Source organism: Streptomonospora alba (assembly GCF_000826685.1).
GTDB classification, from domain to species: domain Bacteria; phylum Actinomycetota; class Actinomycetes; order Streptosporangiales; family Streptosporangiaceae; genus Streptomonospora; species Streptomonospora alba.
Map to the genome: position 1 here is coordinate 181287 of NZ_JROO01000009.1, position 19871 is coordinate 201157.

At 73.7% G+C, this 19871-nt stretch carries 20 protein-coding genes; 13 read left to right on the forward strand and 7 right to left on the reverse strand.

Annotated features, from left to right (window positions below):
• Positions 1-95: 95 nt before the first annotated feature.
• Positions 96-995, forward strand: a complete 900-nt coding sequence (locus tag LP52_RS05830; protein WP_084722935.1) for a helix-turn-helix domain-containing protein — start codon at positions 96-98, stop codon at positions 993-995.
• The gene (locus tag LP52_RS05835; RefSeq protein WP_040271375.1) at positions 934-1503 is read left to right on the forward strand and encodes a TIGR03086 family metal-binding protein; all 570 of its coding nucleotides are present in this window, start codon (positions 934-936) and stop codon (positions 1501-1503) included. Before LP52_RS05830 ends, LP52_RS05835 begins: the two co-directional genes overlap by 62 nt.
• Positions 1504-1670: 167 nt before the next feature.
• Here the strand turns inward: LP52_RS05835 and LP52_RS05840 are convergent, their stop codons facing one another.
• From LP52_RS05840 to LP52_RS05850, 3 genes are read right to left on the reverse strand one after another with little or no spacing between them, the layout of a single operon-like run.
• Entirely contained in the window at positions 1671-2156 is a 486-nt protein-coding gene (locus tag LP52_RS05840) for a MarR family winged helix-turn-helix transcriptional regulator (protein WP_040271529.1), read from the reverse strand.
• A 26-nt stretch (positions 2157-2182) separates the two neighbouring features.
• Positions 2183-2878, reverse strand: coding sequence for an alpha/beta hydrolase (locus tag LP52_RS05845; RefSeq protein WP_084722936.1), 696 nt, complete (start codon positions 2876-2878; stop codon positions 2183-2185).
• Positions 2875-3879, reverse strand: coding sequence for a ring-cleaving dioxygenase (locus tag LP52_RS05850; protein ID WP_052809486.1), 1005 nt, complete (start codon positions 3877-3879; stop codon positions 2875-2877). The genes LP52_RS05845 and LP52_RS05850 overlap by 4 nt, the downstream gene beginning before the upstream one ends.
• 166 nt (positions 3880-4045) lie before the next feature.
• Between LP52_RS05850 and LP52_RS05855 the strand changes: the two genes are divergently transcribed.
• From LP52_RS05855 to LP52_RS05890, 8 genes are all read left to right on the forward strand, one after another.
• Positions 4046-4741 carry a response regulator transcription factor gene (locus tag LP52_RS05855; protein ID WP_040271376.1) on the forward strand — a complete coding sequence of 232 codons (696 nt, stop codon included), beginning with the start codon at positions 4046-4048 and terminating at the stop codon, positions 4739-4741.
• A 410-nt stretch (positions 4742-5151) separates the two neighbouring features.
• Positions 5152-5865, forward strand: a complete 714-nt coding sequence (locus tag LP52_RS05860; protein ID WP_157036222.1) for a hypothetical protein — start codon at positions 5152-5154, stop codon at positions 5863-5865.
• Between the two features lie 173 nt (positions 5866-6038).
• A complete protein-coding gene (locus tag LP52_RS05865) occupies positions 6039-6563 on the forward strand; it encodes a PadR family transcriptional regulator (RefSeq protein ID WP_040271378.1) in 525 nt (174 codons plus the stop codon).
• Positions 6560-7279, forward strand: a complete 720-nt coding sequence (locus LP52_RS05870) for an ABC transporter ATP-binding protein (protein ID WP_040271379.1) — start codon at positions 6560-6562, stop codon at positions 7277-7279. The genes LP52_RS05865 and LP52_RS05870 overlap by 4 nt, the downstream gene beginning before the upstream one ends.
• Positions 7276-9615 (forward strand): ABC transporter permease, encoded by a 2340-nt coding sequence (locus tag LP52_RS05875; RefSeq protein WP_052809487.1) that lies wholly within the window; start codon positions 7276-7278, stop codon positions 9613-9615. The genes LP52_RS05870 and LP52_RS05875 overlap by 4 nt, the downstream gene beginning before the upstream one ends.
• 134 nt (positions 9616-9749) lie before the next feature.
• Positions 9750-10274 carry a PadR family transcriptional regulator gene (locus tag LP52_RS05880; protein ID WP_040271380.1) on the forward strand — a complete coding sequence of 175 codons (525 nt, stop codon included), beginning with the start codon at positions 9750-9752 and terminating at the stop codon, positions 10272-10274.
• A complete protein-coding gene (locus LP52_RS05885; RefSeq protein WP_052809488.1) occupies positions 10271-11005 on the forward strand; it encodes an ABC transporter ATP-binding protein in 735 nt (244 codons plus the stop codon). Before LP52_RS05880 ends, LP52_RS05885 begins: the two co-directional genes overlap by 4 nt.
• Before the next feature lie 23 nt (positions 11006-11028).
• Positions 11029-13350, forward strand: a complete 2322-nt coding sequence (locus LP52_RS05890; protein ID WP_157036223.1) for an ABC transporter permease — start codon at positions 11029-11031, stop codon at positions 13348-13350.
• A 97-nt stretch (positions 13351-13447) separates the two neighbouring features.
• Here LP52_RS05890 and LP52_RS05895 read toward each other — a convergent pair whose 3' ends face one another.
• Entirely contained in the window at positions 13448-14065 is a 618-nt protein-coding gene (locus LP52_RS05895) for a TetR/AcrR family transcriptional regulator (RefSeq protein WP_040271381.1), read from the reverse strand.
• Between the two features lie 178 nt (positions 14066-14243).
• Here LP52_RS05895 and LP52_RS05900 point away from each other — a divergent pair, with 178 nt between their 5' ends.
• A complete protein-coding gene (locus LP52_RS05900) occupies positions 14244-15227 on the forward strand; it encodes a GlxA family transcriptional regulator (protein WP_040271382.1) in 984 nt (327 codons plus the stop codon).
• A 132-nt stretch (positions 15228-15359) separates the two neighbouring features.
• Positions 15360-16013, forward strand: a complete 654-nt coding sequence (locus LP52_RS05905; RefSeq protein ID WP_040271383.1) for a DJ-1/PfpI family protein — start codon at positions 15360-15362, stop codon at positions 16011-16013.
• Positions 16014-16121: 108 nt separating this feature from the next.
• On the opposite strand, the gene LP52_RS05910 is transcribed toward LP52_RS05905, so the two are convergent.
• Both LP52_RS05910 and LP52_RS05915 read right to left on the reverse strand, forming a co-directional pair.
• Positions 16122-17267, reverse strand: coding sequence for a zinc-binding dehydrogenase (locus tag LP52_RS05910; protein ID WP_040271536.1), 1146 nt, complete (start codon positions 17265-17267; stop codon positions 16122-16124).
• A 70-nt stretch (positions 17268-17337) separates the two neighbouring features.
• Entirely contained in the window at positions 17338-17823 is a 486-nt protein-coding gene (locus LP52_RS05915) for an acyl-CoA thioesterase (RefSeq protein WP_084722951.1), read from the reverse strand.
• 274 nt (positions 17824-18097) lie between these two features.
• Here LP52_RS05915 and LP52_RS05920 point away from each other — a divergent pair, with 274 nt between their 5' ends.
• A complete protein-coding gene (locus LP52_RS05920) occupies positions 18098-18952 on the forward strand; it encodes an NAD(P)H-dependent oxidoreductase (protein WP_084722939.1) in 855 nt (284 codons plus the stop codon).
• A 160-nt stretch (positions 18953-19112) separates the two neighbouring features.
• On the opposite strand, the gene LP52_RS25655 is transcribed toward LP52_RS05920, so the two are convergent.
• A complete protein-coding gene (locus LP52_RS25655) occupies positions 19113-19871 on the reverse strand; it encodes a hypothetical protein (RefSeq protein WP_052809491.1) in 759 nt (252 codons plus the stop codon).

Here is a 19871-nt window from a genome sequence, read left to right on the forward strand (position 1 = left end):
GCACCGGGGACCCGGCGGGCGGCGCCCGGCCGTGCGCCGCGGCCCCGCCCGGGCGCCTCGGGCGCTTCCGCGGACCAGGCAAGGGAACGGATGCCATGACCCGGTACACACCCGCCACCGTCGGCGGCGACCTGGCCGGCGACCTGCTGCTGCACTGGTCCGCGCGCATCGGCGGCCGCCACCGGTTGGTGCCCGACGGCTGCGTCGACCTGCTGTGGATCGACGGCGGCCGGCTCGTGGTGTGCGGCCCCGAGACCACCGGCTGGACGTTCACCCTGCCTCCCGGCACCGCGGCCGCGGGTATCCGGTTCCGGCCGGGGCGCGTCGGCCCGGTCCTGGGGATGGACACCGCCGACGCCCGCGAGCGGCGGATACCCGTCGAGGACGTGCTGGGCTCGGCCGAGCAGCGCAGGCTACTCGAACGCCTCGACGAGGCCCGCGGCGACGCCGAGCGCGTGGCCGTCCTGGAGGACCTGGTGCGGCGCAGGCAGCACGGCGCCCCGCCCGCCGACCCGGTGATCACGGCGGTCCTCGGCATGCTCACCGCCGATCCCGCGGCGCCCGTCGCCCTCCTCGCCGCCGAGACCGGGTTGAGCGAGCGTCAGCTGCACCGCCGCTGCACGTCCGCGTTCGGCTACGGGCCCTCGGTGCTGCGCCGCATTCTGCGCCTTCAGAGGTTCCTGCGCCTGGCCCGCCACCCGGCCGCGCCGACCGGCCTCGCGGGCCTCGCATACACCGCCGGGTTCACCGACCAGTCGCACCTGTACCGCGAGTGCCGCGACCTCGGCGGCGCCGGACCGCACGAGCTCATCGGCCGCCCTGGGCGGCGCGGCGGCGCCCGGCCGCCCGGGGCGCTGGGCGCCGGCGTCGACCCGGCGGGCGCGTCCGATTCGTACACGACCGCGCGCAGCGTCGTCCGAAAGACTCGGCGGCATGGAGACACGGAATCCGGACACCGCGAAGGTCGCCGAGCGCTATCGCAAATTGGCCGCTGAATTCACGCGGCGGGTCGAAGGCGTTCCCGCAGGGGAGTGGGAGGCGCCCACCCCGTGTGCGGAGTGGAGCGCTCGCGACCTGCTGAGCCACATGATCCGCAATCACACGCACATGCCGGCCCAGGTCGGCATCGACATCGAGCCTTCGCAGTCGGTCGACGAGGACCCGGTGGCGGCCTGGCACGAGGCGCGCGCGGCGATGGAGGAGGTACTGGACGATCCCGAGCAGGCGGCCAAGGAGTACGACGGCTACTTCGGGCGCCTCAGCGTCGCCGGCACCGTCGACGACTTCCTCGGCTTCGACCTGGTCGTGCACTCGTGGGACCTCGCCCGGGCGACCGGGCAGGACGAGACGCTGCCCGCCGACGAGCTGCCCCGCCTGTGGGAGATGGCGCGCACGTTGGGCGACAGTCTGCGTATGGACGGAGTCTGCGGGCCCGAGGTCGGCGTCCCCGAATCCGCGTCGGAGCAGGACCGCCTGCTGGCCTTCCTCGGCCGCCGCCCCTGAACCGGCGGCACCGGCGCGCCCGGCCGTCCTGCGTGTCCTCCGTGCCTCCGCCGGGGCGCAGGCACGGCCTGGCGGAGGCACGGATGGGGCACGGTCGGCGCCGCCCCGCGCGGGGCGGCGTGCGGCCGACTGCGGGGCCGGGTCGGGCGCCCGGGACGGGCCCCGCCTCAGTGTCCGGCCGGGCCCGCCGGGGCCTCGTCGGGTTCGAGTGTGCGCATGATCCCGGCCAGTTGACGCACCTGTTCGCGGGTGAGCCGGTCGAACACGCGCTCGCGCACACGGGCGACATGGCCCTTGGCCGCCTCACGCAGCACCACGAGTCCATCGTCGGTGAGGATCGCCCAGAAGCCGCGGCGGTCCTCCTCGCAGGGCTCCCGCCGCACGTAGCCGGAACGCTCCAGCCGCGTGATCTGGTGCGACAGGCGGCTCTTGGAGACGATGACGCTGTCGGCCAGCATCCGCATGCGCATCCGCATGCCGGGCGCCTCGGACAGCGCCACGAGGATGCCGAACTCGACGAGGCCGATCCCGTTGCGGGTCTGCAGGTCGCGGTCCAGCTCCTCCTCGATGCGGGATTCGGCGGTAAGCAGGTGGCGCCACATCGCCTGCTCCTCGGCGTCGAGCCAGCGAACGTCCTCGTCTCCAGCGGCCATGGGCGCCATCGTACTCACACCTGCCCTCACACGGACCCGCCTTCGGCCCTGGCCGAGGAGGCGTCCTGTCCCCGCTGAGCGGGCGAAGCGGCCAGTCCGCTGCCGACCAGCCAGCCGTGCGCGGCGGCCAGCACCGCCGGCGGCAGTTCGTGGCCTCCGGAGTGCTCGTGCAGCGTGACCTCGGCACCGCGTTCACGCAGCTGGCGGCTGAGCAGCCGCGCGTCGTCGGCGGTGGTGATGGGGTCGGTGCGCCCGGTGCCCAGGAACACCGGCTTGCCCGACAGATCGACCTTCTCGGGCTCGCGGTCCTGCAGGGGCGCGGCCACGGCGAACAGCGCGGCGCCCGCCAGCGTCCCGGGGTGCAGCAGCAGGGTGGCCGCACCGATGTTGGCGCCGTTGGAGAATCCCACGGCGATCAGGCTGCGCGGGTCGATTCCGTACTCGTCGACGGCGGCGGCGATGAACCCCGCCAGCTCTCCGGAGCGTGCGACGACGTCGTCGACGTCGAAGACGCCCTCGCGCAGGCGGCGGAACCACCGGTTGGCGCCGCGTTCGCTGACCTTGCCGCGGGGCGACAGCAGCGCCGCCTCCGGCGCCAGCGCCCGTCCCAGGGCGAGGAGGTCGTGCTCGTCGGCCCCGGTGCCGTGCAGCAGGAGCAGCGTCGGGCGCCCCGGCTTCTCGGCGGGCACGTAGACGTGGTGGAAGTCCTCGGTGGTGGTCACTGGTCGGCCTCCTCGGTGGTCGCGGTGGCGGCGGACCGCGGGGCGGTGCCGTGCTCGTCGACGACCAGCTCCGGCAGGTGCCGCTCGATCTCCGCGCGCTGGGGCTCCAGCCACGGCGGCAGCCTGAGCTTGCGGCCCAGCTGCAGCAGCGGCTCGTCGTAGTCGAATCCGGGGCCGTCGGTGGCGATCTCCAGCAGAACTCCGCCGGGCTCGCGGAAGTAGATCGAGGTGAAGTAGGACCGGTCGCGGATCTCGGTGACGCCGACGCCGTCGCCGGCCAGGCTCTGCTGCCACTCGACCTGGGTGGGCTGGTCGGGGGCGCGGTAGGCGACGTGGTGCACGGTGCCCGCCGCCACCAGGCCGGTGCGGGCCCTGCGATCGGCGATCACGTCGACGACGGTGCCCACGCCCGCGCCCGCGTCGTCGGTGTGGAAGCGGTAGCGGTCGCCCAGTTCGGCGGCGAGCCCGAAGCCGAGTTTGCCGCTGAGCATGCTCGCCGTGCTGTCCAGTTCGTGCTCGGTGAGGGTGATGCCGCGGATGCCGCGGATGGCGTGCTGGGGCGGGATCCCGCCGCCGTCCCAGGGCTCGGTCTCGTGGTAGTCGGCGGTTGCCACCAGCTCGATGACCAGTCCGTCGGGGTCGTGCAGGCTCAGCACGTCCTCGCCGAGCCGCTCGACGGGCCGGCTGGTCTCCAGGCCGAGTGAGGCGAGGTGCTCCTGCCACCAGCCCAGCGAGCCCTCGGGCACCGCGAAGGACGTGGTGGTGGCCTGGCCTGCGCCCAGGCGGCCCTTGGGCGCGTTGGGCCAGGGGAAGAACGTCATGATCGTGCCGGGGTTGCCTGCGCGATCGCCGTAGTACAGGTGGTACGTATCGGGCGCGTCGAAGTTCACCGTCTTCTTGACCAGCCGCATGCCCAGCGCCTTCAGGTAGAAGTCGGCGTTGGCCTGGGGGTCGCTGGCGATCGCTGTGACGTGGTGGATCCCCGCCGGGCGCACATCCATGACCGTCCCTCCCTCGTGATTGTTTTGGTTTTGACTATGTCTCTGGAAACAGTTGAAGCTTAAACCATATTTCGGGGAGAGGTTCAGTCGGCGGAGCGGATGCGTGTGCCGAGCCCCCGGGCGGCGCCGCTCAGCGAACCGTGCGGGACCCGCCTAAGCTGGCGGCATGACGGCTCCCGCTGCCCCGGCTATCCGCGTGCTGATCGTCGACGACGACCCGCTGCTGCGCGCCGGGCTGGCGATGATGCTCGGCGGCGCACCGGATCTGGAGGTCGTCGGCGAGGCCGGGGACGGGGCCGAGGTGCCGGAGCTGGTGGCGACCCGGAGCCCCGACGTGGTCCTCATGGACATCCGGATGCCCTCGACGGACGGGCTCACCGCCACCGAGCGGCTGCGTACCCGGCCGGACGCGCCCGAGGTGGTCGTGCTGACCACCTTCGACGCCGACGAGCACGTGCTGCGGGCCCTGGGAGGGGGTGCGGCGGGCTTCGTCCTCAAGGACACCCCGCCCGCCGAGATCGTCGAGGCCGTGCGGCGGGTGGCGCAGGGGACGCCGGTGCTGTCGCCCTCGGTGATCCGCCGCCTGATCACCCGGGCCACCGGCGGCGACGGCCGCCGCCGGCGGCGGGAGCGGGCGCACGAGCGGTTGAGCGCGCTCAACGAGCGCGAACGCGACGTCGCAGTCGCGGTCGGCGAAGGCCGCTCCAACGCCGAGATCGCAGCCGTGCTCCACCTGAGTGTCCCCACGGTGAAAACCCACGTCTCGCGGGTCCTGGCCAAGCTCGATTTGAACAACCGCGTCCAGATCGCCCTCCTGGCCCACGACGCGGGCCTCGTCGAGGACACCGGCGCCGATGATTGACCGCCGCGCGCCCTCCCGCCCGGCGGCCGACCGGCGCCCGCCGCCGCCCCTGCCGCTCCGCGGGGCGCGGGTGTGCGGATAGCCGGGGTGTGCAGGGGCGCGCGAAGGACACGGTGACCGACCGGACGCTGGACGTCTTCGAGAACCGCTTCGTCGGCTCCCGCCCGGCCGGGGAACGCGTCGCGCCCGCTTCACGGGCGACGTCGGTCCGCACGAAGCGGTCAAGCTGTGCTACGTCGGCGCCATCCAGACCACTGGGGCGAGCCTCGCGCCGCCGTGACCGGAGAAACCGTCGTCATCGACGGCGGCTAGCACGTGCTGTATCAGCCCGGCCAAGGCACGCGATGCCGCGTGAAGCCCCGGGTGGGATGATGGAGCGCCCCCGCCCCGCCCCCCACGAGGAGCCGCTCGTGCCCCCCTCATCCCACCCTCCGGCGCTGTCTCGCCCCGTCCGCTCGCTCCTGGCCGTCCTGGGATGCGCAGGGTTCGCGCTCGGCGCCACTGCGGTGTTCACCACGGAGAACGGCACAGGCGCGACCGCGCTGATCGTGTTCGGCGGCGTGCTCCTGGTTGCGGCCTTCTTCGGCGACCGCATCGACAGCCTGGAGTTCGGCGGTGCCAACCTCCGGATGCGCGCGGCGGCGGCCGAGAAGTACCGCCAGGCCGAGGAGTCCGAACTGCGCGGCGACACGGATGCCGGCGAGCGGCTGCGCGGCGAGGCGCGTGCGCTGATGGAGGCCGCGGGCGTGATCGCCGAGGATTACCGCTCGACCCGGCGAATGATGCCGTCGGGCCCGGACCGCACGGCCGCCATGGAGCGGATCGTTGCGCGCGCCCGCGACTTGGGGCGCTCGGGTGCGTCCGACCCGGAGCAGGTGCGCGAGTGGCTGCGCTCCTCCGACGAAGAGCGGCGCGTGACGGCCCTGGGCATGATGCAGGCTGATCCGCGCCTACACGACTTCGACGCCCTGCTGCCACTTGTGGAGGAAGCCGGCAGCGCCTTCGAGCAGTATCACGCGTTGGTGCTCGCTGAGGAGATGGCCGACGGCCTCGGCCCCGAGCGGCGCCGACGGCCTCGGCCCCGAGCGGCGCCGGCGGCTCGCCACAGCGGTCCGCGCCGGTAAGGGGAGGTACGACTTCGGTCACAACCGGCGCCGGGCCGCCGAGGCGCTGTTGGAGCGGCTGGAGGGCCGGGCCGACAGCCGCTGACGGCGGGGAGGAGGTTTTCGCAGGGTGCCCGCGGAGGGCTCGCACGTACTATACACACGATGTATAGACGTCGTGTACAGTCTCCGTCATGTCCTTCGCGCACACGGTCCTCGGGCTGCTGGAGAACGGCCCGGCACACGGCTACGACCTCAAGAAGGTCTACGACGAACACTTCGCACACGACCGGCCGCTGCACTACGGGCAGGTCTACGCCGCGCTGGCGCGGCTGCTCAAGAAGGGCCTGATCGAGGTCGCCGGCACCGAGACCGGCGGCGGGCCCGAGCGCAAGCGCTATGCCATCACCGACTCCGGTGTCACCGACCTGAACACCTGGCTGGGCACCCCCGAAGCGCCGCAGCAGTACCTGCAGAGCACGCTCTACACCAAGGTCGTCCTGGCGCTGCTGGCCGGACGCCCTGCGGCGGACGTGCTGGAGGTGCAGCGCAGCGCCCACCTGAAATCGATGCGTGAGCTGACCCGGCGCAAGACCGAAGGCGACCTCGCCGAACAGCTCATCTGCGACCACGCCCTCTTCCACCTGGAGGCCGACCTGCGATGGCTGGAGCTGACCGCCGCCCGGGTGGACGAGCTCGCCGAAGAGGTGAACCGGTGAACACCCACGACACCGCCGCCGGCGCGGCTCCGGAAGGGGAGCTGCTGGCCGCCCGCGGACTGGCAAAGTCCTTCGGGCCCACTACGGCGCTGCACAACGCCTCATTCGACATCGACCCCGGCGAGATGGTGGCGGTCATGGGCGCCTCCGGGTCGGGCAAGACCACGCTGCTGCACTGCCTGGGCGGCATGCTCCACCCCGACCGGGGACGGATCCACTACCGGGGCCGCGACCTCACAGCCCTGTCGGAGAGCCAGCGCAGTGGACTGCGCCGCGAGGAGTTCGGCTTCCTGTTCCAGTCCGGCGGGCTCGTGCCGGAGCTGAGCTGCCTGGAGAACACGGCACTGCCGCTGCGGCTCAACGGTGTCCGCCGCAAGTCCGCCCACCGCAGCGCCGAGGAGTGGCTGGAGCGCCTGGGCGTGGACGGCACCGCCCACCAGCGCCCCGGCGAGGTCTCCGGCGGCGAGTACCAACGCATCGGCCTGGCCCGCGCGCTGATCACCGAACCCGCGATCCTGTTCGCCGACGAGCCCACCGGCGCCGTCGACTCGCTGAACGAGGAGAAGGTCATGCGGCTTCTGGTCGATGCGGCCCGCCGCAGCAGCACCGCCGTCGTGCTGGTCACCCACGAGGCCCGCGTCGCCGCCTACGCCGACCGCGAGGTCACCGTCCGCGACGGCCGGACGCGCGACCTCGTGCAGGGCGGCGCCGAATGAGCGGGCAGGCGGCGCGCCGCGGGCCGACGGGGCCGCTGCGCTGGGTCCGAGAGGTCGCCCTGGGCGTGCGGATGTCGGTGTCGGGAGGCCGCGACTCCTGGGTGCGGCTCGCGCTGATCGCCACGGCTGTCGGGGCGGCGGTCGCGCTCCTGCTCGGCGCGGCCTCGACCCCCACTCTCATGGACGCCCGCGCCGAGCGCGACGAGGCGCGCTCCTACGATCAGACGCAGTCGATCCCCGAACCCTCCGCGGACACCCTCCTCGTCGGCTACGCCGACAGCGACTATTTCGAGCGGGGCATCGTCGGCCGGGTTCTTGTGCCCGAAGGGCCGCGGGCGCCCGCGCCGCCCGGTGTGGACGAGGTTCCCGGCCCCGGTGAGATGGTGGTCTCGCCCGCGCTGAAGCGCCTGCTGGAATCCCCCGAGCACCGGCTGCTGCGGGAGCGGTTGGACTACCGGATCGTCGGAACCGTCGACCCTGAGGGACTGCTGGGCCCCCACGAGCCGGCCTACTACGCCGGCGCCGACAAGTCGGAGCTCTCCCCGGCGATGTCGATGGTCACCCGGATCGACGACTTCGGCGCCGAGCGTCGCGAGTCCGAACCCAGCCCCGCCATCCTGTTGCTGGTACTGGTGGGCGCGAGCGTTGCGCTGCTGCCGCTGGGTGTGTTCGTCGCCGCGGCCCTGCGCTTCGGCTCCGACAAGCGCGACCGCCGGATCGCGGCGCTGCGGCTGCTCGGCGCGGACCGGTGGACGGCCGGGCGCATCGCCTGCGGCGAGGCCGTCATCGGCGCGCTGGCCGGTATCGCCGCCGGTGTCGCCCTGTTTCTGCCGCTGCGTGAGGTCGTGTCGCCGATGCGGCCCGGCGGCATCGACGTGTTCGCCGCCGACATCGTGCCGCACCCCGTGCTCGCCGTCGTCGTGTGCTTCGGCGTGGTCGCCCTCGCGGTCGGGGTCACCCTCGTCTCCACCGCCCGGGCGGCCACGGACCCGCTCGGGGTGACGCGCCGCGCCGCCCGGCCGCGCCGCAGACTGTGGTGGCGAGCGGCGCTGACCGCGGCCGGCGCCGCGCTGCTGGCCCCGATGGCGACGGCCGGCGACGAGTTCGCCGGCGGGTCCGAGTCGCTGCAGGCGGCCGCAGGGCTCGTCCTGCTGCTGCTGGGTGCCGGAGCACTGACGCCGTGGCTGTTCCAGGTCGTCGTCTCCCGGGCGCGCCGCGGCGGGGTGGCCTGGCTGCTGGCGGTGCGCCGGCTGCGCGCCGACGGTGCCGCCGAGACACGCGCCGTGACCGGTGTCGCCGTGGCCGTCGCGGGCGTCATCGCGCTGCAGTCCCTCTTCGCCGGCGTCGCGGAGCGCTTCGACAACCCCGAGCCGATGAACCCGGGCATGCCGCCCTACACCGCCCGCGTCAACGCGCAGGACCCGTCGGCCGCCGAAGGGACCGCTGAGCGGCTGAGGTCGGTTCCGCAGGTGCGGGACGTGCGAACCGTCGTCGAGTACCAGCGGGTGGAGGGCCCGGACGGGAGCCTGGCGATGCGGGTCGGCGGCTGCGATGCGCTGCGCCAGTACGCCCGCATCGGCACGTGCTCCGACGGGGACGTCTTCGTCGGCGAGGACGGGGCCGCCCCTGCCGCCCCCGCCGCCCCGGGCGACCGGCTGCGGGTGCTCGGGACCGGGGAGGCGGCCTCGTGGACGCTTCCCGGATCCACCCGCGCGGTCCCGTTGTCCGAGACCGCCCGGCAGGACCCGGCGAACGCGGTCGTCGGCGTGCTGGCCACACCGGGCGCGGTCGCGGAGGCCGGACTTCCCGGTTCCGTCGTGCGGGCCTCGTTCGACGTCGCCCCCGCCACGCCGCGTGCGGTCGAAGAGGTCCGCACCGCGGTGCGGGAGCTCGGTCCCACGGCCACCGTGACGGCCAACACGATGCCGGGCAACGTGCAGGTGATCGACTCACTCAGAGGACTGCTCACCGCCCTCGTCGCCGCCTCGCTCGGCGTCATCGGGCTGGGGCTGCTGATCTCCACGGTCGAGCAGCTACGGGAGGGCAGACAGGCCCTGGCGCTGCTCGCTGCATCGGGTGTGCGCGGGCGGACGCTGGCGGCCTCGGTGCTGTACCAGTCGGCGATCCCGCTGGCGGCGGGGCTGCTGGTCGCCGCCGCGATGGGGACGGTGCTGGGCGGGCTGCTGCTGCGCATGCTCGACTATCCGGTGGAGTTCGACCCGGTCGCGATCGCGGTGACCGCCGGCGCGGCGGCCGCCGTCGTCCTCGGGGTCACGCTGCTCAGCCTGCCCGCGCTGGCCCGGCTCGTCCGCCCGGACAACCTGCGGGCGGAGTAGGGCGTCCGGGACGCCCCGGTCCGTCCTCCCGGGGCGTCCCGGACCTCGCGGCCCCTCAGCCACCAGGCCGGGCCGGGCACCACGCCGGCGGGGGTTATGAACGCGATGTATAGACAGGGTGTATAGTCCCGCCCATGTCCTTCGCGCACACGGTTCTCGGGCTGCTGGAGAACGGTCCCGCGCACGGTTACGACCTGAAGCGGGTCTACGATCAGCACTTCGGTCAGGATCGCCCGTTGCACTACGGGCAGGTCTACGCCGCGTTGGCGCGGCTGCTCAAGAAGGGCCTGATCGAGGTCGCCGGCACCGAGCAGGGCGATGGGCCCGAGCGCAAGCGCTATGCCATCACCGACTCCGGTGTCACCGATCTCCACACCTGGCTGGGCACCCCCGAGGCCCCGCAGCAGTACCTGCAGAGCACGCTCTACACCAAGGTCGTCCTCGCGCTGCTGGCCGGACGCCCCGCCGCAGATGTGCTGGAGGTCCAGCGCAGCGCCCACCTGAAGTCGATGCGTGAGCTGACCCGGCGCAAGACCGAAGGCGACCTCGCCGAGCACCTCATCTGCGACCACGCCCTCTTCCACCTGGAGGCCGACCTGCGATGGCTGGAGCTGACGGCGGCACGACTGGACGAACTCGCAACGGAGGTGAACCGGTGAGCGCAGCCGGTACCGAAGCGCCGCCGCCCGCCGCGGACGAGGCCCTCGGAGGAACCCTGCTCGCCGCCCGCGGACTGGCCAAGTCCTTCGGGCCCACCACGGCGCTGGAGAGAGCCTCCTTCGACATCGATCCCGGCGAGATGGTGGCGGTCATGGGCGCCTCGGGGTCGGGCAAGACCACGCTGCTGCACTGCCTGGGCGGCATCATCGCGCCCGATCGCGGGTGGATCCTCTACGAGGGCCGCGACCTGGGGGCGATGTCGGAAAGCGAGCGCAGCGGACTGCGCTGCGGCGACTTCGGCTTCCTGTTCCAGTCCGGCGGGCTCGTGCCGGAGCTGAGCTGCCTGGAGAACACGGCACTGCCGCTGCGGCTCAACGGCGTCGGCCGCAGAACCGCCGATGCGCGCGCCCGGGAACGGCTGGAGAGCCTGGACGTGGACGGCACCGCCCACCAGCGCCCCGGCGAGGTCTCCGGCGGCGAGTACCAGCGCGTCAGTCTGGCCCGCGCGCTCGTGGCCGAGCCCGCGATCCTGTTCGCCGACGAGCCCACCGGCGCGCTCGACTCGCTGAACGAGGAGAAGGTCATGCGGCTGCTGGTCGATGCGGCGCGGCGCAGCAACACCGCCGTGGTACTGGTCACCCACGAGGCCCGGGTCGCCGCCTACGCCGACCGCGAGGTCACCGTCCGCGACGGCCGGACGCGCGACCTCGCCCCGGGAGCCGCCGGTTGACGGGGCGGGCCCCGCCTCCCGCGGTGGGCACAGCATCGCCGGCGCCGCTGCGTTGGGCCCGGGAGATCCGGCTCGGCGTGCAGCTCTCGGTGACCGGCGGCCGCGACGCGTGGATCCGGCTCGCGCTGGTCGCCTCCGGCATCGGCGTCGCGGTGGCGGTTCTGCTCGTCGCGGCCTCCTGGCCGACCATGGCCGAGGCCCGCCAGGAGCGCCACGACGCGCGGTCCTACGAGTTGGACCGGCAGACGCCCGAGTCCACCGACCAGACGCTGCTCATCGCCTATGCCGACACCTCCTACCACGGCGAGTCGGTCTACGGCCGGCTGCTGGAGCCCGAGGCACCGGGGGCGCCCGCGCCGCCCGGTGTGACCGACCTTCCCGGCCCCGGTGAGATGGTGGTCTCCCCCGAGTTGAAACGGCTGCTCGACTCGCCCGAGGGCCGGTTGCTGCGGGAGAGGCTCGACTACAGCATCGTCGGGACCATCGGTGACGAAGGGCTGGTGGATCCCGGCGAACTCGCCTACTACGCCGGTGCCGCTCCGGATCTGCTCTCATCGGAGGAGACGGGTAGGAGCGAACGCATCGACGGCTTCGGCACCTCTCGATTCGACTTCCCACGGGGTGGGGAGACGCTGGTGCTGGCGCTGACGGGGGCCGTGGTGGCGCTGCTGCCGCTGGGGGTGTTCGTAGCGGCGGCCCTGCGCTTCGGGGCGGACCGGCGGGACCGCCGACTCGCGGTGCTGCGGCTACTCGGCGCCGATCGGTGGACGGCTGCGCGGACCGCCTGCGGCGAGACCCTGATCGGTGCCCTCGTCGGCACCGCCGCAGGGTTCGCACTGTTCTTCCCGTTGCGCGGGCTCGTGCCGTCGGTGCAGGTCGGCGGCGTGAGCGGGTTCGCCGCCGACATCGTCCCCCACCCACTGCTCGCGGTCGCGATCCCGATCGGGGCGGTGGCCCTCGCGGTCGGGGTCACCCTCGTCTCCACTGCCCGTGCGGCCGCCGACCCGCTTGCAGCGGCGCGGCGCGCCTCGTGGCCGCGTCGCAGGCTGTGGTGGCGCGCGGCCCTCCTAACGGGCGGCACGGCACTGCTGCTGTCCTCGATCGGTGCCGACCCCGGCCGGTTCGGGCGGGTGCCTGAGACCGCGGTAGTCGGCGGCGTCCTGCTGGTTCTGCTGGGTGCGGGCCTGGTGACGCCGTGGCTGTTCCAGGTCGCGGTCTCTCGGGCGCGCCGCGGAGGCGTGCCCTGGCTGCTGGCGGTGCGCCGGCTGCAGGCCGACGGGGCCGCGGAGAGCCGGGCCGTGGTCGGGCTCGTGGTGATCGTGACGGGCGCCGTCGCGCTGCAGACCCTCTTCGCCGGGATCCAGATGCGTTATGCCGACGAAGAGCCCGTTCCCGGGGAGCGCGTCTACCGCACGGACGTACCCGAGCTGCCTCCGGCGGGGGCAGCCGAGGTCGCCGAGCGGCTGAGCGCTGTGCCGCAGGTACGGGACGCGCGCGCCGTCGTCGAGTATTGGCACATCGAGGGCCCGAACGATCCGGTTTCGCTGCGCGTGGGAAGCTGTTCGGCGCTGCGCGACCACGCCCGGATCGGCGAATGCTCGGACGGCGACGTCTTCGCCGTCGAGGGGACGTCGACACGGGTGGAGGAGGGCCAACGGCTGCGCATCCCCGACGCCGACGGCGCGGCCACGTGGGAGCTGCCCGAGGTGAAGCGGAGCGTCGCACCACGCGACCCGAGCGGACTCGGGGAGGACCCGGTACCCGGATCGGTGCTGGCGACCCCTGGCGCCGTGGCCGGCGCGGACCTGCCGCGTTCCGGCGTCTCGGCGGTCTTCGGCCTCGACCCGCTGACACCCCGGGCCGTCGAGGAGGCCCGCAACGCGGTCGCCGAACTCAGCCCGATGGGCACCACGGTTATCGGGCAGACGTCCGACAGCGAGCGCGAGCGCGAGCTGGATCGGATCGGCGCGCTGGTGACGGCAGGGGTCGGAGCATCCCTTCTCGTGGTCGGCCTGGGCCTGGTGATATCCGCCGTCGAGCGGCTACGGGGCACCAAGCGGGAGCTGGCGGTGCTCGCGGCTTCGGGGGTGGACCGGCGGACCCTTGCGCTGTCGGTGCTGGCGCAGGCGACGATCCCGCTCGCCGTCGGCCTGGCCGTATCCCTGGCGGTCGGGGTCCCGCTGGGCGCTGCGCTGCTGCGCATCGCCGAGGTCCCCGTTGCCTTCGACATCGGGGGGATCGCCGCGATCACCGCCGCGTCGGCAGCGGTCGTCCTGTCGGTGACGGTGCTCAGCCTGCCCGCTCTGGCCAAGGCCATCCGCCCGGAGAACCTTCGGGCGGAGTAGGGCGGCGGGACGCCCGGTCCCTCCTCCCGGGCGTCCCGCCGCACGGCCGACCGGGACGCGGACCGCATGCTCCACGCGGGGACGCCCCAGCCGCTCGCTACCGCCCCAGGCGCCGGATCAGGCCGATGGCCGCCTCGATGAGCCGGTCGGCCTCTTCCCGGGAGTCGGCGACCACGATCTCGCGGCGCGCCTCGCCGATGATCGCGGTCAGCACGCTGACGGTGAGGCGTTCCAGTGCGGAGTCGCCGGCCTGAAGCAGCACGGAGTTCTGGCGCACCCACTCCCTGCTGCCTTCGCGGCGCCGCACGTCGAAGCCGGGCGGCCCGTCGCCGGTGAGCAGCAGCAGACCCACGTCGCGGCGCTGCCAGGAGTCGTCGAGGAAGGCCCGCGCCCCCGCGATGAACAGTTCGAGCGGATCCTGCTCGCCCTCGGCACGCGCCTGGGCGACGGCGCCGGCGGCCTGCTCCTCGTCGGTGGCCTGCTGGTCCTCCCACAGGGCCATGAACAGCTCGGTCTTGCCGCCGAAGTGGTGATAGAGGCTGCCGACGCTGGAACCCGCCCGCTCGACCATGTCGGCGACGGCGGCATCGGCGAAGCCCTTCTCGGCGAAGACCTCGCGGGCGGCCTCCAGCAGGACGCGGCGGGTGTGGGCGGTACGGCTCCACTGCCAGGCACCTTCGCGCCCGCCCGTGCGGGTCCCGGTCCTGCGTGCCATGTGCGCCCTTCCGTCGAGCGGGGCGCAGCGGCCGCCCCGGCCCGGGCTGTACGCCTCCACGTTAGCGAACCCCGCCCCGGCTTCAGCGCCGCCCGCCGGGGCCCTCTCCGGTACGCGTGGCAGAAAAGGTGGGCAACCTGTCGTTGCAGACGCCCGCATTCGCGGCGAGCATGTGGACATGGCCCCTCCGACGCTGCTCGCCGTGCTCTTCCCACAGGTCCAGAGCCTGGACGTGACAGGCCCCGTGGAGGTCTTCACCGGCGCGAACAACCTGTGCGCGAGCCGGGGCAGGCCGCGGCCCTACGACGTCCGCACCGCATCCCCGGGCGGCGCGCCGGTGCGCACCTCCAGCGGGCTGCTGCTGACTCCCGACACCGCCCTGGAATCGGTATCGGAGCCCGGCGTCGTGCTGGTCCCCGGTGGCGAGGGCACCCGGCTGCCCCAGCCCGAGGTCGTCGCGTGGCTGGCGGAGTGCGCACCGCGTGCCCAGCGGGTGCTGTCGGTGTGCACGGGCGCCTTCCTGCTCGCCGAGGCGGGCCTGCTCGACGGACGGCGGGCGACCACCCACTGGGCTCAGTGCGCCGCACTGGCCGAGCGGTTCCCCGGCGTCGACGTGGACCCCGACCCCGTCTACGTGCGCGACGGGAAGTACGCCACTTCGGCGGGCGTCACCGCCGGCATCGACCTGGCGCTGGCCGTCGTCGAGGAGGACGCCGGTCGCGACGCGGCCCTGGAGATCGCCAGGTACTTGGTGGTCTTCCTGCGGCGACCCGGCGACCAGGCCCAGTTCAGCAACCAGTTGGCCGCGCAGACCGCCCGACGCGAGCCGCTGCGGGAGATCCAGCAGTGGATCGTCGAGAACCCCGCCGCCGACCTGTCCGTGGAGGTCCTGGCCGCGCGCGCCAGCCTCTCCCCGCGGCAGTTCGCCCGGGCCTTCGCCGCGGAGGTGGGCATACCGCCGGGCCGCTACGTCGACCGCACCCGGCTGGAGGCGGCGCGGCGCCTCCTGGAGGACAAGGACGCCGGCGTGGAGGAGACCGCGCAATCGTGCGGTTTCGGCACTCCCGAAGCCATGCGCCGTGCGTTCCTGCGCACGTTGGGCGTCGGCCCGGCCGAATACCGCCGCCGGTTCCGGCCGCGGCACCCTGCCGAGGCGGAATGAGCCCTCCGGGTGCTCCGCCCCGCTGATTGTCCGGCGCCGATCAGCCCACGCGCCGACCCGCCGAGCCCGACCGGGAACCGTCCGGGCGCAGTCACGCCCGAGGGCGGGCACACACCGAGGAGAGGAACAGCCATGCGGATCGCCATACTGCTGTACGACGGTTTCACCGCTCTCGACGCCGTGGGCCCCTACGAAGGCCTGAGCAGGCTGCCCGGGGCGAAGGTGTTTTTCGTCGCCGAGCGCACCGGGCCCGTGCGCGCCGATACCGGATACCTGGACCTGGTCGCCGACACGGCGATGGACGACGCGCTGGGCGCGGATTCCGCCCCCGACATCCTGCTGGTCCCCGGCGGGCCGGGGCAGGCCGAGCACATGGACGACGCCCGGATGCTGGAGTGGATCCGCGCAGCGGACGCTACGAGCACCTGGACGACTTCGGTATGCACCGGCTCGCTGCTGCTGGCCGCCGCCGGCCTCCTCGACGGGCGCCGCGCGACCTCGCACTGGGCGCTGGTGGACGACCTGCCCGCGTTCGGGGCCCGGCCCGCGGAAGAGCGCGTCGTCTTCGACGGCAAGTACGTCACCGCCGCCGGAGTGTCCTCGGGCATCGACATGTCGCTGCACCTGATCGCCCGCATCGCCGGAGACGGGCACGCCCAGTTGGTCCAGCTCGTCACGGAGTACGATCCCCAGCCCCCGTTCGACGCGGGTGCTCCGCACAAGGCGCCCGATGCGGTGGCGGCCGCGGTCCGCGAGCGGTTGGCAGGCCTCTCCGGGCGGAAGTAGGAGGGGGCGCTCGGCGGTGCGCCCGGTGCGCGTGTCCACACCGCGTCCCGGAGTCGCCCGCCGGGCCGGTCCCGCCGGAAACGGCAGGGCCGACCCGGTCCGATGGCCCTAGAGCTCGACTACCTGGCGCACGGCCTCGCCCGAGGCCAGGCGGTCGAATCCCTCGTTGACCTCCTCCAGGCCCAGGCGCCCGGACAGAAGCTCGGTGACCGGCAGCATGCCGCGCCGGTAGAGGGAGATGTAGGTGGGGATGTCGCGGGCGGGCACCCCCGAGCCGAGGTAGCTGCCGCGCAGGGTGCGCTCCTGGGCGGCCAGGGTGACCGCCGGGATCGACACGTGCCGGTCGGGGTGGGGCAGCCCGACGGTGACGGTGGTGCCGCCCGGGCGCGTCGCGAGGTAGGCCTGGGCGAGCACGTCGGGGTTACCGGTGGTGTCGACGATCTTGTCGGCGCCGCCCCCGGTCAGTTCGCGCACGGCCTCCACCGCGTCCGGGCCGCCCTGCAGCCGGTCGGTGGCGCCCAGCCGCGCCGCCAGATCGCGCTTGGCCTCCACCGGGTCGACACCGATGATCTGTGCCGCACCCGCCACGTTCGTGCCCAGCAGCGCCGAGAGTCCTACGCCGCCCAGCCCGAACACCGCCACGCGCTCGCCCGGCCGCACCTCGGCGGCCTTGAGCGCGGCGCCGACACCGGTCAGCACCGCGCATCCGAACAGCGCGGCGACCTCGAAGGGCAGGTCGGAGTCCACGCGCACCGCGGAGTCGGCCGAAACCACCGTGTACTCGGCGAACGCGGAGACGCCCAGGTGGTGGGCGGGCCGCTCGCCGTCGGGGCCGCGCCAGCGCCGACCGCCGCCCACGAGGTCGCCGGCGTTGTTGGCGGCGGCGCCGCGCACGCACAGCGCGGGGCGGCCCTCCATGCAGCGGGCGCAGCCGCCGCAGGGGGCGACGAAGTAGAGCACCACGTGGTCGCCGACCGCGAACCGGTCCTGGGCGCCGGGGCCGCAAGCCACGACCTCGCCCGCGGCCTCGTGGCCCAGCACCATCGGCACCGGGCGCGGACGGTCGCCGTTGACCACAGACAGGTCGGAGTGGCACAGCCCGGCCGCGCGGACGCGCACCAGCAGTTCGCCGGGGCCGGGCGGGGCGAGTTCGAGTTCGCGCACCCGCAGCGGGCGCGAGCGGGAGTACGGGCCGTCGGCGCCGATCTCCTCCAGGACGGCGGCGCGCACGGCGGCGGGGGCGGGTGCGTTCACGGGCTCCTCCACTCCACCGGCCGGCTCCGGGCCGACCGGTCCGCAGCGGCTGTTCTCGGTCGGGCGGCGTTCACGTGCCGCTCGTCTGCAGCTTCTCCAGGGCGGTGCGGAGCCGGCCCGCGAGGGGCACCGGCCGGCGGGTCTCGCGGTCGACGAAGACGTGCACGAACCGTCCTTCGGCCACCTTCGTGCGCCGGTCGCGCCGGTAGAGCCCCACGCGGTAGTGCACCGAGGAGGTGCCCAGGCGGGCCACCGAGAGCCCGACGGCAAGCACCTCGGGGAACCCGATCTCGGCGGTGTAGGAGCACTGCGACTCCACGCACAGGCCGATGACGTCCCCGCCGCGGTAGTCCAGGCCGCCCTGCTCGACGAGCCAGGCGTTGATGGCCGTGTCCATGAACGCGTAGTGCACCGTGTTGTTCATGTGGCCGTAGGCGTCGTTGTCGGCCCACCGCGTGGGGATCTCGGTCCAGTGGGCGTAGTCGGGTCCTTCGGCGCCGCCGGCCCCCGAGCCGTCCGCAGCGTTCTGGGCCGCGTCCACCGGCCACCCCCGCATCCATGACGACATACCAGTCGGTATGGAGACTACAGGTTTCCGTGCGCCGCCGCTCGCGCGGGGGAACGGGGTGGGCGCACGCGCGCATCCGCCTCGGCGGAAACGCCCGGTACAACGATCCGTTGTCCGCGCCCTGTGATCCGTTCGCGGGGTCTCCTTTCCCTATTCCGCCGACGCCTGGTATGGCCCCGGTATTCCCATTCCACCGCTTTCGAGAACGCGTATGCGTGGTGCCTCGTGGTGGCGGCAAGAGGGGATGAGGCAGGATCGGAGTATGAAGATCCTTTGGGTGTTCGCGCACCCGGAACGGCGCTCCCTCAACGGCTCCCTGATGGACGAGGGACTGGAGCAGTTGACGGAGCTCGGCCACGACTACCGCGTCTCCGACCTGTACGCGATGGACTTCAAACCGGTCGTCGACGCCGCCGACTTCCGCGGAGTCGGGGGTGCGGGCTGCGACCGGCTGTTCGTCGGCGACGCCCAGGAGCGCGCTTACCAGGAGCAGCGCCTTGGCGCGGACGTGCGCGGCGAGCAGGAGAAGATCGAATGGGCCGACGTGCTGGTTTTCCACTTCCCGCTGTGGTGGTTCGGCCCGCCGGCGATTCTCAAGGGCTGGTTCGACCGTGTGCTCGTGCAGGGCTTCGCCTTCGGCCTCAAGGACGAACGCGGCCGCACCCGCCGCTACGGTGACGGCGGGCTGGTCGGCAAGCGCGCGCTCATCGTCACCTCGGTGGGGGCGCGCGAGTCCGGGTTCGGACCGCGAGGCGTGCACGGGCAGGCCGAGGAGGTGCTCTTCCCGCTGCTGCACGGCACTTTCTGGTACACCGGCGCCGCCGCGCTGCCGCCGTTCGTGGTCTACGGCGCCGATCGCGCCGGCAGCGCCGAATTCGACGTCCACGCCGCCGAGCTGCGCAAGCGGCTCTCGGAGCTGGACACCGCCGAGCCTCTCGCCTACCGGCACGAGAACAGCGCCGACTACGACGACGACCTCGTGCTGAGCCCGGAGCTTGCCTCAGGTCGCGCGGGTCTGGGTGTGCACCGGGCCGAGCCCGGTGCACACGGCCGTCTGGAGCCTGCCGAGGCCAAGGACGGAACCGGCGCTCGCATCCCGGGCCGCCCCGTCGGGTGAGGCGGGGCCTTCCGCAGGCGAGGAGCCGCCCAGCCCACGAGGGGCCTCCGGGAACCGTTGGGGCTCGTCACCCCGGAAGGCCGCGGCGATGGGGTTGTGTCCGCGCGACGCCCGGAGGTTCCTCGGGCCTGGGGCACCCTGCCACGAGGCACCGCCTCGGTCAGCCCCGGCTCCCGTCGAGCAGCTGCCGGAAGAACGCGCGGTAGCCGCGCATGGTGGTGCGCAGATCCTCCGTGCCGGAGTCGGATCGCCCGGACCACTGCTTCTCAAGCGTCTGCTTGCGGGCGGCGAGCCGCTCGTTGAGCGTGCGCAGCATTTCGTCGACCAACCGGTCGGCGCTGTCGACGGCCGAGCGCGGGTCGTCGACGAAGTCGCTCTGCACATCCCGCCACCGCTGCTGCAGGTGCTCGGCGTCCTCGGGGGTGAACAGGGCGGCTCCCTGCTCGTCTGCCTCCGCACCGCCCGCCGCCGGGCGCCCGTCCGCGGGTCCGCGGGCGGACTGGGCGGGTACGGCGGTGGTCGCGCCGGAGGCGCCCGAGGGGCCGGGGGCCTCCGACCCTTCCGACGTGGTCGGCGCGGAGGACACCGCGGGGGCGGCGGTGCGGGAAGCGCCCGACCCCTCCCCTTCGGCGGTCTCCGAGGCGGCCGAGCCCTGCTTGGGTCCGGTGGAGGCACGCCCGTCGGGGGAGGTTTCCGCGGGAGATCCGGCTGCGCGGTCCGCCGGCCGGTGCCGGGCGTCGGCACCGCCGCTGCCGACGGCGCCCGCGGCCCCGGCGGAACCGTCGACCGGCTCGGTCGTCGGCTTGTCGGCTGTGCGGTGCGGTTCCTGTTCGCCGGTACCGGAGCCTGCGGGCTCCGGGCTGCCGCCGCCGGCGGTATCCGCGGCGGCCTCGTTCTTGCGCTTCAGCGGGTTGTCCAT